Source organism: Bacillus sp. FSL K6-1000 (assembly GCF_038630785.1).
GTDB classification, from domain to species: domain Bacteria; phylum Bacillota; class Bacilli; order Bacillales; family Bacillaceae; genus Bacillus; species Bacillus safensis.
Genome location: NZ_CP152042.1, coordinates 2,252,015 through 2,267,679, shown reverse-complemented (window position 1 = coordinate 2,267,679; position 15,665 = coordinate 2,252,015). Strand labels below are relative to the sequence as shown.

The 15,665-nt window shown below is 41.9% G+C and carries 17 protein-coding genes; 13 read left to right on the top strand and 4 right to left on the bottom strand.

All coding sequences use genetic code 11. From position 1 onward, the window contains the following. The first annotated feature begins 2 nt into the window (after positions 1 to 2). The 5 genes from dnaG (at position 3) to MHI46_RS11650 (ending at position 5,771) form a co-directional block, all read left to right on the top strand. On the top strand, positions 3 to 1,832 hold the full coding sequence (gene dnaG, locus MHI46_RS11670; protein ID WP_260774283.1) for a DNA primase: 1,830 nt from the start codon (positions 3 to 5) through the stop codon (positions 1,830 to 1,832). Positions 1,833 to 2,037: 205 nt separating this feature from the next. Then, positions 2,038 to 3,159 (top strand): RNA polymerase sigma factor RpoD, encoded by a 1,122-nt coding sequence (rpoD, locus tag MHI46_RS11665; protein WP_008342392.1) that lies wholly within the window; start codon positions 2,038 to 2,040, stop codon positions 3,157 to 3,159. 301 nt (positions 3,160 to 3,460) lie between these two features. Beyond that, positions 3,461 to 3,820 (top strand): cytochrome c550, encoded by a 360-nt coding sequence (cccA, locus tag MHI46_RS11660; protein ID WP_034280134.1) that lies wholly within the window; start codon positions 3,461 to 3,463, stop codon positions 3,818 to 3,820. 120 nt (positions 3,821 to 3,940) lie between these two features. After that, entirely contained in the window at positions 3,941 to 4,657 is a 717-nt protein-coding gene (locus MHI46_RS11655; RefSeq protein ID WP_073979119.1) for a tRNA (adenine(22)-N(1))-methyltransferase TrmK, read from the top strand. Then, positions 4,650 to 5,771: a Nif3-like dinuclear metal center hexameric protein gene (locus tag MHI46_RS11650; protein ID WP_260774275.1), complete on the top strand. Its 1,122-nt coding sequence runs from the start codon at positions 4,650 to 4,652 to the stop codon at positions 5,769 to 5,771. The genes MHI46_RS11655 and MHI46_RS11650 overlap by 8 nt, the downstream gene beginning before the upstream one ends. A gap of 37 nt (positions 5,772 to 5,808) precedes the next feature. Here the strand turns inward: MHI46_RS11650 and MHI46_RS11645 are convergent, their stop codons facing one another. Both MHI46_RS11645 and MHI46_RS11640 read right to left on the bottom strand, forming a co-directional pair. Continuing rightward, a complete protein-coding gene (locus MHI46_RS11645) occupies positions 5,809 to 6,753 on the bottom strand; it encodes a 4-hydroxy-3-methylbut-2-enyl diphosphate reductase (protein WP_024423011.1) in 945 nt (314 codons plus the stop codon). A 157-nt stretch (positions 6,754 to 6,910) separates the two neighbouring features. Continuing rightward, complete coding sequence (locus MHI46_RS11640) at positions 6,911 to 7,615, bottom strand: YqfQ family protein (protein ID WP_224928895.1); 705 nt, start codon at positions 7,613 to 7,615, stop codon at positions 6,911 to 6,913. Between the two features lie 155 nt (positions 7,616 to 7,770). On the opposite strand from MHI46_RS11640, the gene MHI46_RS11635 reads away from it, so the two are divergent. Then, positions 7,771 to 9,090: a DEAD/DEAH box helicase gene (locus MHI46_RS11635; protein ID WP_024423009.1), complete on the top strand. Its 1,320-nt coding sequence runs from the start codon at positions 7,771 to 7,773 to the stop codon at positions 9,088 to 9,090. A gap of 9 nt (positions 9,091 to 9,099) precedes the next feature. After that, positions 9,100 to 9,993 carry a deoxyribonuclease IV gene (locus MHI46_RS11630; protein WP_039180018.1) on the top strand — a complete coding sequence of 298 codons (894 nt, stop codon included), beginning with the start codon at positions 9,100 to 9,102 and terminating at the stop codon, positions 9,991 to 9,993. A gap of 49 nt (positions 9,994 to 10,042) precedes the next feature. Here the strand turns inward: MHI46_RS11630 and MHI46_RS11625 are convergent, their stop codons facing one another. Continuing rightward, positions 10,043 to 10,297 (bottom strand): DUF2624 domain-containing protein, encoded by a 255-nt coding sequence (locus tag MHI46_RS11625; RefSeq protein WP_024423008.1) that lies wholly within the window; start codon positions 10,295 to 10,297, stop codon positions 10,043 to 10,045. A gap of 140 nt (positions 10,298 to 10,437) precedes the next feature. Here MHI46_RS11625 and MHI46_RS11620 point away from each other — a divergent pair, with 140 nt between their 5' ends. From MHI46_RS11620 to MHI46_RS11600, 5 genes are all read left to right on the top strand, one after another. Then, positions 10,438 to 11,319: a YitT family protein gene (locus MHI46_RS11620; protein ID WP_047202313.1), complete on the top strand. Its 882-nt coding sequence runs from the start codon at positions 10,438 to 10,440 to the stop codon at positions 11,317 to 11,319. A gap of 135 nt (positions 11,320 to 11,454) precedes the next feature. Then, entirely contained in the window at positions 11,455 to 12,231 is a 777-nt protein-coding gene (locus tag MHI46_RS11615) for a metal ABC transporter ATP-binding protein (RefSeq protein ID WP_260774267.1), read from the top strand. After that, complete coding sequence (locus MHI46_RS11610) at positions 12,231 to 13,091, top strand: metal ABC transporter permease (RefSeq protein ID WP_024423005.1); 861 nt, start codon at positions 12,231 to 12,233, stop codon at positions 13,089 to 13,091. Before MHI46_RS11615 ends, MHI46_RS11610 begins: the two co-directional genes overlap by 1 nt. Then, the gene (locus MHI46_RS11605; protein ID WP_003217433.1) at positions 13,069 to 13,497 is read left to right on the top strand and encodes a Fur family transcriptional regulator; all 429 of its coding nucleotides are present in this window, start codon (positions 13,069 to 13,071) and stop codon (positions 13,495 to 13,497) included. The genes MHI46_RS11610 and MHI46_RS11605 overlap by 23 nt, the downstream gene beginning before the upstream one ends. Before the next feature lie 136 nt (positions 13,498 to 13,633). Beyond that, complete coding sequence (locus tag MHI46_RS11600; protein ID WP_260774261.1) at positions 13,634 to 14,551, top strand: ROK family protein; 918 nt, start codon at positions 13,634 to 13,636, stop codon at positions 14,549 to 14,551. Between the two features lie 19 nt (positions 14,552 to 14,570). On the opposite strand, the gene MHI46_RS11595 is transcribed toward MHI46_RS11600, so the two are convergent. Further along, entirely contained in the window at positions 14,571 to 15,149 is a 579-nt protein-coding gene (locus MHI46_RS11595; RefSeq protein ID WP_247544517.1) for a hypothetical protein, read from the bottom strand. A 139-nt stretch (positions 15,150 to 15,288) separates the two neighbouring features. On the opposite strand from MHI46_RS11595, the gene MHI46_RS11590 reads away from it, so the two are divergent. Further along, complete coding sequence (locus MHI46_RS11590) at positions 15,289 to 15,651, top strand: cell division protein CrgA (RefSeq protein ID WP_144491407.1); 363 nt, start codon at positions 15,289 to 15,291, stop codon at positions 15,649 to 15,651. Positions 15,652 to 15,665 lie beyond the last annotated feature (14 nt).

Sequence of the window (15,665 nt, the reverse complement as noted above, 5' to 3'; positions counted from 1 at the left end):
GGATGAGCAAACGTATACCAGATGAACTTTTGGAGCAGATCCAAAAAAACGCAGACATTGTCGAAGTGATTGGAGAATACGTACAGCTTAGAAAGCAAGGTCGAAATTACTTCGGTCTTTGTCCATTCCATGGTGAAAATACTCCTTCATTCTCTGTTTCAGCAGATAAGCAAATCTTCCATTGTTTTGGCTGTGGCGCAGGAGGCAATGTGTTTTCGTTCCTCAGACAAATGGAAGGCTACTCATTTATTGAAGCCGTTTCACATGTGGCTGATAAGTACCATATTGATCTGCCTGATCAGGTGGCGAATGCTCAGATGAGTTCCTCTCAGCAAGAGGACACAGCAGATCATAAAATGATTGAGGCCCATGAGCTTCTTAAGAAATTTTACCACCATTTGCTGGTAAATACAAAGGAAGGTCAAAACGCACTCGATTATTTACGGTCCAGAGGCTTTACGGATGAAACAATTGCCAAGTTTGAGATCGGGTATGCTCTTGATTCTTGGGATTTCGTGACCAAGTTTTTAGAAAAACGAGGATTTGATCCTGTGATGATGGAGAAGGCTGGTCTTTTGATTCAACGTGAAAACGGCACAGGCTTTTTTGACCGCTTTAGAGATCGTGTCATGTTTCCCATTCATGATCATCATGGAACGGTCATCGCTTTTTCCGGAAGATCGCTTGGTGATCAGCAGCCTAAATATATGAATAGTCCTGAAACGCCGCTTTTTCATAAAAGTAAGCTGCTTTATCACTTTCATGACGCACGTATGCATATTCGCAAACGCGAACGGGCAGTTCTTTTTGAAGGGTTTGCAGACGTCATCTCAGCTGTTACATCAGGTGTCGGTGAAAGTGTTGCAACAATGGGTACGTCTCTTACAGAAGAGCACGTAAAGCTTCTCAGGCGGAACGTAGAAGAGATCATCCTTTGCTATGACTCTGATACGGCCGGATACGAAGCGACCATGAAAGCATCAGATTTGCTTGGAAAAAGAGGATGTAAAGTTCGCGTTGCCATGATACCAGATGGACTTGATCCAGATGATTACATTCGTAAATATGGCGGCGAGAAATTTAGGAATGACATCATAGATGCAAGTGTGACATTAATGACGTTTAAGATGAATTTTTTCCGAAGAGGAAAAAACTTATCAGACGAAGGAGACCGTCTTACTTATATGAAGCAGGTTCTCCGAGAAATCAGCCGGTTAAACGGCTCTTTGGAGCAAGAGATTTACATGAAACAGCTTGCTGGGGAGTTTTCGATCTCACTTGATTCATTAAAAGAACAACTGGAGCTGTTTGAAAAGCAGCAGCGGCAAGAAACCAAAAGCACGCAGGAAGAAAACGGGCTTGAAAAACGGCGTGCACATCTGTCAACACAAGTAAGAAGAAAGCGTCTGCGGCCGGCATATGAAAATGCAGAGCGAATGCTGCTTGCTCATATGTTAAAAAGCGATGACGTGATCCGCAAAGTACTTGACAGAATCGGGATTGAATTTAATATAGATTCGCACAGGGCGCTGGCAACGTACATTTATGCCTTGTATGAAGAAGGCAAAGAACCAACGCCGCAGCATCTGATGAACCGGATAGAAGATGATGTCATGAATCAGCTGCTGACGGATATATTGATGATTCAAGTCGGAGACGAACTAAGTGAAGCTGAATTAAGTGATTATGTAAAAAAAGTGTTGAATCATCGGAATTTGTCAATGATAAAGGAAAAAGAACTAGAACGTGCAGAAGCGGAGAGGCAAAAAGATTTCTTCAAAGCGGCAACACTTGGACAAGAAATTATTCAGTTAACCCGTTCGCTGAAGTAATACGTCTATTATTAATGACAGGACTTACGGCTGGCAATGAATCCTTTACGGGAGGAGCATAAGACCGCAAGCATCTTGCCTTCATCATTATTTATTTTATTCCTATTTGCTTCGTTTTCTGTTTGACAGAGAGAGAAAAGCAGGGCGGAAGCAAATCGCAAGTTACTTTAGAATTCGTTGCAAGCTTTGGAAGGAGGGATCCATAATGGCTGATAAACAAGCCCACGAAACCGAAACTGAATTAACCTTTGAACAGGTGAGAGATAAGCTCACTGAAACGGGTAAAAAACGGGGCGTTTTAACATACGAAGAAATTGCAGAGCGTATGTCTAGCTTTGAAATTGAATCAGACCAAATGGATGAATACTATGAATACTTAGGCGAACAGGGTGTAGAGCTCATTAGTGAAAACGAAGAGACAGAAGACCCAAATGTTCAGCAGCTGGCTAAAGCGGAAGAAGAATTTGACCTGAATGATTTAAGCGTACCACCAGGTGTCAAAATCAATGACCCTGTTCGTATGTACTTAAAAGAAATCGGACGCGTCAATTTGTTATCTGCTAAAGAAGAAATTACGTATGCTCAAAAGATCGAAGAGGGCGATGAGGAATCAAAAAGAAGATTAGCGGAAGCGAACCTTCGTCTCGTTGTCAGCATTGCGAAACGCTATGTCGGTCGTGGTATGCTGTTCCTTGACTTGATTCAAGAAGGAAACATGGGTCTGATGAAGGCGGTTGAGAAATTTGATTACCGCAAAGGATATAAATTCTCAACATATGCGACTTGGTGGATTAGACAGGCGATCACACGTGCGATTGCCGATCAGGCGAGAACAATCCGGATCCCGGTTCATATGGTGGAAACCATTAATAAATTGATCCGTGTTCAAAGACAGCTTCTGCAAGACCTAGGCAGAGAACCAACGCCTGAAGAAATTGCTGAAGACATGGATTTAACTCCAGAAAAGGTAAGAGAGATTCTTAAAATTGCGCAAGAGCCTGTATCTTTAGAAACACCTATTGGTGAAGAAGATGACTCGCATCTTGGTGATTTTATCGAAGACCAAGAGGCGACATCTCCATCTGACCATGCTGCGTACGAACTCTTAAAAGAGCAGCTTGAGGATGTATTAGACACGCTGACGGACCGTGAAGAAAATGTGCTGAGACTACGTTTCGGACTAGACGACGGAAGAACACGCACGTTAGAAGAGGTTGGTAAGGTGTTCGGCGTAACAAGAGAGCGTATCCGACAAATTGAAGCGAAAGCTCTTCGTAAATTAAGACACCCAAGCAGAAGTAAACGATTAAAAGACTTCTTAGAGTAGAAACCGGACGGATCTTGAAAGAGATCCGTTCTTTCTTATCAAAAATGAAAACGCTTTTTTCAATCTGATTATATTTTACTGAATAACAAATGAATTTGCAACGTTCTTAGAGAAAAGATGTATAAAAAATACATCTAAATGTGCTGAAGGCTTCATTTCTCATCTTGAATCATTTTTGTCTAATCTGTGAACTTGACCAAAGTTTTGTATCATAATTCGTTTACTTTTTGTAAAATTAAAGTAGAATTAGAATTGTTTGCATAGTCTCAAAGGGGTTTTCACAAAGGGGAGGATGAAAGAAATGAAACGGAATCCACTTATACCATTTTTATTGATTGCCATTTTAGGTATTGGACTCACTTTTTTCTTATCAATGAAGGGGCTGAAAGATGAAGAAAAAATTGCCTCAGGGGGCAAGGAGCAAAAGCAAGAAGAGACAGCAAATGCGACGCCGGAAGAATTGTATAAACAGAACTGTCTAAGCTGTCACGGGGAAAACTATGAAGGCGGCGCAGGTCCTGCTTTAAAAGGTGTTGGAGACAAGCTTGAAGTGGCTGACATCAAGAAGAAAATTCAAGAAGGCGGCAACGGGATGCCAGGCGGGCTGATTCCGAATGAAAAGCTCGATGAAATGGCGGAATGGGTGTCTAAAATTAAATAATCTTACACAAAAAGCTCTTTTTCAAAAGAAGAGCTTTTTTCATTTGAAAACGACTTTTAAAAAGTCCATAATTTATATAAGATAGACAAGTATGAACATTAAAGAAAAGTAGTGATACGTATGAATGAAATGAATTTATCCAAACGATTAAAAAAAGTCGCAGACTTTTTACCAGATGAGGCAGTCTTCGCTGATATCGGCTCAGACCATGCCTATTTGCCATGCTATGCGATCCTGCATCAAAAAGCAGTGAAAGCCATTGCTGGTGAGATTACCGATGGACCGCTCCAATCGGCGCAGCAGCAAGTACATAGACTTGAATTAGATGAACAGATATCGGTCAGAAAAGGAAATGGCCTTGAAGTCATTGAAAAAGGCGAAGTGAATGCAGTGACGATTGCAGGTATGGGCGGGGCACTCATCGCAAGCATTCTAAATGATGGAAGGCATAAGCTCGCAGGCCATGAGCGGCTCATTCTTCAGCCAAATATCCATGCCCACCATATTCGTTTATGGCTTTATCAAGAGGGGTATGAATTGATGGATGAAGTCATTTTAGAAGAGGACGGCAAAATATACGAAATCATCATCGCAGAAAAAGGCGATAAAGATAAAGCTTATGAAGGAATGTCACTTGAAGCAGGCATGCTGGTTGGTCCGTTTCTTGCGAAAGAGCAAAATGACGTCTTCCAGCGCAAGTGGATGCAAGAGCTTCAGCATATGGAGAAGATAGAAAGTCAAATTCAGCAGGCAGCACGGACAGAAGAAAACAAAGAGCGCCTTGAAGAGCTGAATGCGAAAATAAAGACGCTAAAGGAGGTTTTGACTGTTGGCTAAAACAGTAAACGGGCATGAAATCATCCAATTGTTTGAACAATTTTCACCAAAGGCATATGCCATGGAAGGTGATAAAATTGGTCTCCAGATTGGAACATTGAATAAAAAAGTAAGTAATGTGATGATCACCCTAGATGTATTAGAGAATGTAGTAGATGAGGCGATCGAGCGAAAAGTGGATCTCATTATTGCTCACCATCCGCCGATTTTTCGTCCATTAAAAAATGTAGCGACAGATCAGCCGGCTGGACGGATCATTGAAAAATGCATCAAACATGATATTGCGGTATATGTGGCACATACGAATTTAGACGTAGCTGATGGCGGAGTCAATGACTTGCTTGCTGAGGCTTTAGAGCTTGAGGACACAAGTGTGTTAGTGCCGACATACGAGGATCCAATCAAACAGCTTGCTTTGTATGTCCCTGAAGAGTTTGAAGAGGCCATCCGGACAGCTTTAGGAAATGCGGGCGCAGGACATATCGGCAACTACAGCCATTGTGCGTTTTCAAATGAAGGGACAGGCAGCTTTTTGCCATCAGAAGAAGCTAAGCCGTTTATTGGGGAGTCGGGTCAATTAGAATTTGTGAAAGAAGTGCGGATTGAAACCATTTTCCCAGCAAGTATAGAAAAACAAGTGATTCGCGACATGATCAAAGCACATCCTTATGAAGAAGTCGCCTATAGTGTACACACGACAGATCTTCCTCCTATTCAAAAAGGCCTTGGCCGTATTGGAGAGCTAAATGAGCCTATGACACTTAGAGATTTCACACAATTTGTGAAAACGAAGCTAGATGTGCATGGTGCTCGTTTTGTAGGAGATCAAGACGCTGTAGTGAAAAAAGTGGCGGTGCTTGGCGGAGACGGAAATAAATACATCCATCAAGCGAAAAGAATGGGTGCAGATGTGTATGTGACAGGAGACCTTTATTTCCATGTTGCGCATGATGCCATGATGCTTGGGCTGAACGTAGTGGACCCAGGGCATTATGCTGAAAAGATTATGAAAGAGGGCGTAAAGGCGAAGCTTCAATCGCTATGTGCAGATAAAAAGTATGACGTACAGCTCTTTGTTTCTGAATCAAACACAAACCCATTTCAATTTATGTAAACAAAAAACGTCAGAGCGGATATGCTCTGACGTTTTCTTATTTCTTTGTTTTGACGCGAGGTAAAATTTTAGAAAGAGGAACCGTTCGTTCAATCTTCCAAGTCGTTTCATCATCCGGTTCATAGTTTTCTAAGAAACGAATGACTTCCTTTGTAATAGGTGTTGGTGTTGAAGCACCAGCAGTAACAGCAACGGTTTTGACGCCCTGCAGCCATTCCAGCTTGAGTTCACTTAAATCGCCAATACGGTAAGCCTGCGTTCCGGCTATCTCCATTGACACTTGTGCGAGACGGTTGGAGTTATTACTTTTTGGATCGCCGACAACAATGGTTAAATCGGCTTGACCAGCTTGCTGCGAGACAGCTTCTTGACGCACCTGTGTCGCAAGGCAAATTTCTTGATGATACTCGACGTGAGGGTATTTCTCTTTAATCAGCTCCATCAGATCGTGGACATCCCATTGAGACATCGTCGTTTGGTTCGTGATGAGCAGTTTTTCTGATGTTAGATCGAGCGCCTCAATATCGGCTTCTGTTTCGACAAGATGTACCTTGTCAGGGGCTACTCCGACAGCTCCTTCTGGCTCAGGATGCCCTTTTTTTCCAATATAAATAATGTCATAGCCATCGGCTGTTTTCTCTGAAATGAGTTCGTGGGTTTTCGTGACATCAGGACAGGTCGCATCAATGGCGACAAGGCCTTTTTCTTCTGCGATTTGACGAACCTCAGGAGAAACGCCGTGAGCCGTGAAAATGACTGTTCCGCTTTCTACCTGCTTTAAAATGTCTAAGCGGTTTGGTCCGTCCAGTGTGTAGATTCCATCTTCCTCGAAGGCATCAGTGACATGTTTGTTGTGCACAATCATACCTAATATATAAATTGGGCGTGGCAAGTTCTTATCAAGTGCGGCATTTTTAGCAATGACCATTGCATCCACAACGCCATAGCAATAGCCACGCGGCGATATTTTAATTACATTCATTTATTCGTCCTCCTGTAGGGAAGTGCTGCTAGAGAAGAACAATATAAAAAGCCGTAAAAAACGGCTTTTTATCATTCTCTTGCTTCCATTATAGCCAAAGTAAGCGTATATATCAAAGATTGTTATACGCAGTGAACACTTCGCCGTTAAAAGATCACTAGACATATAGTTTTGGAACAGAGCTGCCAGATCTTTTTTTCGGTTTTGCTTCAGGAGCAGGTGATGTGTGTGGTGCTGCTTTTTTGACAAGGATGTCTTCGGGTTCAACATTTTCTTCTATTTCATCAGTTTGTGCTTCTTCCTCGGGCACTTCTGTTTCCGCGCTGGTCTCCGTTGATTCTGCATCATCATCATTTGCATTTGCTTCATCATCGTCCGCACTGCCAAGCTGGCTGTACAGTTTAATCATTGCAGGTAAGTTTCTCACTAAAGGACCGTATTGCTGAATCATTGGCGTAAATTGCTGCGCCATCCCGAGCACTTTTTGAACATTTCCTAACATGCTTGAGAGAGTCGCAGGATTCGTGAAGCTCTGGATTCCTTGTAATCCCGCACCACCTCCAGAGACTCCAGCTCCTCCTGCACCAGGAAGAAATTTAGAGAGCATGCCTTTAATTCCTGCTCCGCCGCCTAGTGCACGGCTCTCACCTCCTGGAATTCCGCCCATCCCGGGTAAACCGCCTCCCTGTACAGACGGGGAGCGAGGCATCATTTGCTGAAATGGATTGCCTTGCCCTTGAAAAGGCTGTTGGATAGGAGGCTGCTGCCCTCTTTGAAACATTCGGGGCTGTCCGCCATTTCCAAGGTGCCGGCGTGAGGGGCGGCGCGGCTGAAAATCGCCCATAGGCCTTTGCCCTAACATACTTGTACCTCCCTTACTGCATTCTCTTTCTCTTCATAGGTTATGCAAGGAAGCATCAATTGGTTTCCTGTAGGAAAAGCGGACATGGTTTTTTTACTGAAAATCAGCTATAATGAGGAGATGAGCAAAAAGGCATTGCCTTAAGGAGTGAAAACATGAAAGAAACAAAATTTACGACATATGAATTAAAGCCTTTTATTATAGATGCTATTCATGAACTAGGCTTTTATGAGCCGACTGATATTCAAAAAAGAATCATCCCTGCTGTTTTAAAAGGAGAAAGCGTGATTGGCCAGTCACAAACAGGAACAGGAAAAACTCATGCGTACTTATTGCCGCTGATTCATTCAATTGATCCAAGCAAAGAGCAGGTACAAGTCGTGATTACTGCACCTACAAGAGAATTAGCCAATCAAATTTTCAAAGAAGCTCAAACGATTTTAAAGAATGCTTCCCCAGAAGAAGAGATCAAAGCAAAGCTTTACATTGGCGGAACGGACAAGCAGAAATCAATTCAAAAGCTAAAAAATCAGCCGCATTTGGTGGTCGGCACACCTGGACGTATTGCTGATCTCATTCATGAGCAGGCGCTGAATGTTTACAAAGCGACCTCCCTTGTCATTGATGAAGCGGATTTAATGCTTGATATGGGATTTTTAGAAGATGTGGACCGTATCGGTGCACAAATGCCAGAACAGTTGCAAATGCTTGTGTTCTCTGCAACCATCCCAGAAAAACTAAAGCCTTTCCTGAAAAAATATATGGACAATCCAAAGTATGCGCATGTTGAACCAAGACGGATTACAGCTGAAAACATTCAGCATATTTTAGTTCCGTCTAAACAGCGTGATAAATTAAAATTGCTCCATGAAATGGTGACGAATGTACAGCCATATTTAGGGATTATTTTTGCCAATACAAAAACAACTGTTGATGAAATCGCATCGTTCCTACAAGAAAAAGGAATGAAAATCGGTGTGCTTCATGGCGGATTAACGCCACGCGAACGTAAAAAAGTCATGAAACAAATTGAAGATTTGGAGTTCACTTATATTGTGGCATCTGATCTTGCAGCTCGCGGAATTGACATTAAAGGCGTCAGCCACGTGATTAACTATGAGCTACCATCTGATCTTGATTTTTATGTGCACCGCGTTGGAAGAACAGCTCGTGCTGGTTCATCTGGCATTGCCATGACCATTTATGAGCTGGCTGATGAGGATGCACTCATTCAAATTGAGAAAATGGGCGTTGTGTTTGAAAACAAAACCATTGTTCATGGCGAATGGCGAGATGCAGATGACCGTCTGAAGCGTCAAAGACGTAAAAAAGCACCAAATGAAATTGAAGAAAAAGCAAAACGTCTTGTGAGAAAACCGAAAGCCGTCAAACCTGGATATAAAAAGAAAATGACACGTGAGATGGATAAAATCAAAAGACAGGAACGTAGAAAGTCAAAGCGTAATGGAAAGTAGGGGGAAACATTGTTAAAGATTGGTTCACATGTATCCATGAGCGGAAAACATATGCTTCTTGCAGCGAGTGAAGAAGCTGCCTCTTATGGTTCGAATACGTTTATGATTTATACAGGTGCACCGCAAAATACGCGCCGCAAAAAAATCGAAGACCTCAATATTGAAGCTGGACAAGCGCATATGAAAGAGCACGGCATGACAGATATCGTCGTCCATGCTCCGTATATTATCAATATTGGAAACACAGTGAATCCCGCGACATTTGAGCTTGGCGTAGACTTCCTGCGCTCTGAGATCGAGCGTACGGAAGCGCTAGGTGCAAGACAAATTGTTCTTCACCCAGGTGCGCATGTTGGAGCAGGGGCAGAAGCAGGGATTCAAAAAATCATTGAAGGCTTAAACGAAGTCATTGTGAAAGGTCAAGAGGTTCAAATCGCACTTGAAACAATGGCAGGAAAAGGATCAGAGTGTGGAAGAAGCTTTGAAGAGCTTGCCCAAATTATCGACGGCGTGACACATAACGAAGCTCTTTCTGTCTGCTTTGATACGTGTCACACGCACGATGCTGGTTACCCGATTGTGAGTGACTTTGATGGTGTATTAGAAGAATTTGACCGAATCGTCGGTATTGACCGAATCAAAGTTCTTCATATTAATGACAGTAAAAACGTACAAGGCGCAAGAAAAGACCGACATGAAAATATCGGTTTTGGTGAAATTGGTTTCGATGCACTGAACTATATTGTGCATCATCCGCAGCTTCAAGATGTGCCAAAAATTCTAGAAACGCCTTATGTAGGTGAAGATAAAAAGAACAAAAAACCACCTTACAAATTCGAAATTGCGATGCTGAAAGAAAAGCAATTTGATGAAGGCTTACTAGATAAAATTACAGGTCAATAAAAAAGGATATAAACATGTTGAGGTGCCGCTAAATGCGGCCCTTTTTTGCTTAACTTGTAAACTGGTTAAACAAATCATTCACAGTCTGTGCTGTCTGTTTAGAAGTAATCGCTTCCACTTGCTTAAGAAGCCGGTTACGCTCTGAATCATTAAAAATATTGATATTTTTCCCGTTCATGAGTTTGGCAACCTCAGCTGCTTGATGTGACGTTAAACTGACGCCATACTGTTTCGCATACCTTAACAGATCATTTGCTGTGATCTGATTGAGCCGCTGCAGGACAATTTTTTGGATTAAAATCAATTCCATTCCTCCCCTCTGTAACAATGTATGGGCGAAAACGGAAAATGTGCAAAAAATTTTATTTTATTCTGTGAAATGATAAAATAGTAAAGTGAATAAAATGTTCATTGAAAATTTAACATGTGTAGAAGGGAGAACGTATGGCAAATAGTAAACAGCATAGAAAGGAATCAGTGCCTCATTTTATTTTGAGAATTTTTCTGATTCTAGTAGGGGCTGCATGTGCAGCAGTAAGCATTGAATTATTTTTAGTGCCAAACAATATTATTGATGGGGGCATCATCGGCATTTCGCTTATTTTGGATTATCTCTTTACAGATAACCCGTTTATAAATTTTGCGACGATTGTTGTCATTTTAAATATTCCATTTATGATATCAGGATACAAGCATATTGGGAAAACCTTTCTGGTTTCCACTGTGATTGGGATTGTCAGCTTAGCCGTGATCGAATCTTCACTTCATCATGTGGAGGCATTTACAACACAGCCGATCTTAGCCACTGTATTTGGCGGGCTATTACTTGGATTTGGTGTTGGACTTGTCATCCGTAATGGAGGCTCAATGGATGGAACAGAGATTTTAGGAATTCTTTTGACGAAAAAAATCCCTTTCTCCGTCGGTGAGTTTGTTATGATCGTCAATGTGTTCATTTTTATTTGGGCGGGCTTTGTTTTCGGACCAGAGCAGGCTATGTATTCTGTCATGACATATTATTTGGCAATGAAAACAATTGATGCTGTCATTCAAGGGCTTGATGAAACAAAAGCTGTCATTATCGTATCAGATTATTATGATGAAATTTCAGATGCGATTCTGCATCGACTCGGCAGGGGAACGACAAAGCTGAGAGGAAAAGGCGGCTATACAGATGAAGAAAAAGATGTCATCTACGCCGTTGTCACAAGGCTTGAAATTACAAAGCTGAAATCCATCGTATTTGAAATTGATGACCAAGCATTTATCACGATTATGGATACGCATGAAACAAAAGGCGGTAAGTTCAAAACAGCCATTCATTAGCTTTTATTTTACTTTTTTATCTTTCTTTTATATAATAAAATGTATGTATGGACAGAGAAAATGGCAAAAGCCATTTTCTTTTTGTTGTATAAATCGTAATCATTCTTTTTATATTGATTAAAGGTGGAAAGATTCATGGCAAAGCCAATTATTGAAATGAAGGACATTTCGTACTCATATGGACAGCGAAATGTCATTGATCACATTCATTTAACAGTAGAGGAAGGGAACTTTCTAGCAGTTGTTGGACCGAATGGTTCTGGTAAAACAACCTTATTAAAATGCCTGCTTGGGCTCATTAAACCGCAGCAAGGTGAATTAAAGCTATTTGGCACGCCTGTTTCAAAATTTAGAGACTGGGATCAAATTGGATTTGTTTCTCAAAAGGCGAATAGCTTCAATACGGGTTTCCCTGCTTCTGTATACGAGGTCGTTGCAAGCGGACTGACTGCGAAAATTGGTTTATTTAAACGAATGAGCAAGCAGGATAAATGGCAAGTGGAAGATGCCATTCGCTCAGTTGGTATACAAGATTTAAAGCATCAAAACATCGGGGAGCTATCTGGTGGTCAGCAGCAGCGCGCATTTATTGCCCGTGCGCTTGTCAGTCAGCCAAAGCTGCTCATTTTGGATGAGCCCACAGTTGGGGTAGACCAGCGGACAGTAGAAGGCTTTTATCAGCTGCTCGAAACATTGAACAAAGAAAAAGGAATGTCTTTAATTCTCGTCACACACGACGTTGGCACCGTTTCCGATAAAGTCACCCATGTGGCTTGTTTAAATCAGACACTGCATTTCCACGGGGATGCAGAAGCGTTTGATTCAATGGATGATCAGGCGCTATCCCAATTTTACGGGCATGACATTCAAGTGATTCATCACGACCATCACCATCATGGGGGACATGAATAATGCTATTTCCATTTTTTCATTATGAATTTTTACAAAATGCATTTATCGCAGGGTTACTGATTGGTTTTATTGCGCCCTTACTTGGTGTATTTATTGTCGTCAGAAGGCTCTCGCTTATTGCAGATGCCCTCAGCCACGTATCACTTGCCGGTATTGCCGCAAGTCTATTTCTTGATAAAAAGTTTGGCCTTTTGACAGGGGTAAGCCCGCTGTACTTAGGGATGGCTTTTTCTGTTGCAGGTTCATTGTTTATTGAACGCCTGCGCTCCGTGTATAAACATTATCAGGAACTTGCCATTCCCATTATTTTATCTGGGGGTATTGGGATCTCCGTCATCTTCATCTCACTAGCGAATGGCTTTAATACAGATTTGTTTAGTTATTTATTCGGAAGTGTCAGTGCTGTTTCAAGACTCGATCTTTGGATCATTGTAGGGATCTCACTCGTTGTTGTGTTAGTTGTTGTGCTTTTATATAAAGAATTGTTTTTGCTTTCTTTTGATGAAGAGCATGCAAAGGCTTCTGGTATTTCAGCAAAATGGATTCATTTTATTTTTATTTTAGTCGTCGCACTTGTCATTGCGGCATCGATGCGTATCGTCGGTACACTGCTTGTGTCGGCGCTCATGACGCTTCCTGTTGCGGCAAGTATCCGCATTGCCAAAGGATTTAAACAGGCGATTTTCCTTTCGATCTTGTTTGGTGAATTGTCGGTATTAGCCGGCTTGATTTTAAGCTATTATCTTGATTTAGCGCCAGGCGGAACCATTGTGATGCTGTCTATTTTGATTTTAATCGGGTGTATTAGTATTGGGAAATTCAGAAGGGGGAATCAACATGAACGTACAAGAAGCGCTTGATTTATTAAAGGAAAAAGGCTACAAATATACAAGCAAACGTGAAGATATGCTTCAATTGTTTTCTGATTCTGATAAATACTTGACTGCTAAAAATGTGCTGACGGCACTAAGTGAAGATTACCCGGGTCTTAGCTTTGATACAATTTATCGAAACTTGTCACTATATGAAGACCTTGGAATATTGGAAACAACGGAATTGTCAGGGGAGAAACTATTCCGTTTCAAATGTTCATTTTCCCATCATCACCATCACTTTATTTGTCTTACATGTGGGAAAACAAAAGAAATCGATGCCTGTCCTATGGACAAGCTTGACGCCGATTTAGAGGATTATCATATTAGTGGACATAAATTTGAAATATACGGAACGTGTCCTTCCTGCGAACCGAAGGAAGTTCACTCGTGAAAAAGCCAGCCATGAAGCTGGCTTTTTTGTTTTGTCATTTGAAAACGTTTTACAAAGGGTGGCTGTTTCATTAAAATGAGATCAAGGTAATACAACGTGCAATTTGAGTCTTTTGGAGTAAAGGGAGGGGTCAAAAGTGTCATATTACGTCGTGTTTGATGTAGGCGGGACGAGAACGAAACATGGATTAATGGATCAGGATGGAAAGCTAATCACTAGCGGTGACTATCAGACGAACTGCCGGCAGCTTGAACTGTTTTTAGAAGCAATGGCGGGTGTGGTCAGGGAATATCAAAGGAAGCAGGATGTCAGGGGTATCGCCATCAGTCTTCCAGGCTTTGTGGACAGTGAATCAGGTTTTACAGAATTTGCAGGCGCGATCATCGCCTTAAATGGTCAAAATGTAAAAACACTATTAGAAGAGAAAACATCTCTTCGTGTAGAAGTGGAAAATGATGCGAACTGTGCAGCTCTCGCAGAAAAATATAGCGGCCATGCGAAAGAGTGTGACAGCTTTATTTGTATGACGCTTGGCACAGGTGTTGGCGGTGGTATTTTCGCTGGTGGTCAGCTTGTGCGCGGGGCTTCCTTTCGCGGCGGTGAATTTGGCATGATGCTGACAGAAACAGACAATGGACAATTTACAACACTCAACAGCAGCGCTTCAACGGCTGGACTCATTCGCAGCTATAAAGAAAAGCAAGGAATTCCGCAAAGTACACAAATAGACGGCCAAGACATTTTTGAAAAGGCGAAGCACGATCCGTCCATTGAAAACCTGGTGGATCAGTGGTACAAGCGAATCGCCATTGGCATTTACAATGTAGCAACCGTCCTCAATCCAGAAAAAATTCTCATTGGCGGCGGCGTGAGCGCAAGACCAGATTTACTATCAAGTATTGAGAAACACCTACATACACTGCCTGCGTGGAAGAACATTCAGGTGAAGCTGGAAACGTGTTATTACTTGAATCAGGCAGGCATGAAGGGAGCGCTGTACCATTTCCTCATGAAAGAAGGTCAGCTTGCTCCATCGAAAAAGCCGATACATTAAATGTATCGGCTTTTCTACCTTAATAAGCAGCTTGCAGACGCTGTTCATATTGTTTGATCCATTGAGACGCTTCCTGCCAGTTGTTTACGCGAATAATTCTGTCGTCAATTGGCATCTGGTTATAAGGGGAGTTAAAAAGTATAACCGGGATGTCTGCCTCTTTTGCAATCATTGTGGCATTGCCGTGATGGTCTTCAAAAAATACATCAATCTTGTGCTTTTGAACGGCTTCCAGCTTATGATGACCGCCAACCAGCTCAATGTCATCATAATGCACGTCATGTTCTTGAAACCACTTGTAGGTGATATCTGAATGCTGCTGCCTTCTTGCTGTAATATAAATCAATTTGTGCTGCTGCTTCATTTGGTCGAGGATTTCTTTAGCACCCTCAGCAGGCTTTGCCTGTTTATAAATAAGAGGCTCATGCTCATTCATCCAGCCCCAAAACTCTTCTTGAGAAATCTTTAAAAGCTTCGTCAAATCATATTCTGTCATATCATCTAGTGTCATGGCACATTGGAACGACTCGTTTAAATAGGGAACAAAGGTGTCCTGTGCCGTCACTGTACCATCAATATCAATTCCTAAACGTAACATGCCCACACTCCTCATTTTTATACTCTTAAAGTGTAACATAATCATTTCACAATTCCAGCAAGTTTTAGCAAACATGAAACAGACATTTTTGCTCATACTAAAAAAGCTCCTTTCTATTAACCAAAAGGGGGAATTGATCATGGGAAGAGACGAGGATTTCAGAAGAAATGATCGTGAAATCGACACACACTTTAGTAATGATGATGGCTATTTAGAGGAAACAGCTGCTGAAATTGCAGAGCCATATCAAGCTTCAAGAGATCGAGAAGATAGACGAGGACGTGACCAAGCAGGTGACGATTCAGGCAGTAAAGGGATAGGCTATACAGCACTCGCGATTGCGATTATCTCATTATTTGTCTTGCCGGTGCTATTAGGGGTAGCGGCCATCGTCGTTGGTTATATTGCACGAAGAAAAGGAGCACATGCGCTTGGCGCGTGGTCAATTGGGATCGGAATTGTTTCCGTCATCCTAGGCATATTTATCACCCCGTTCTTTTAACAAGAACAGAAAAA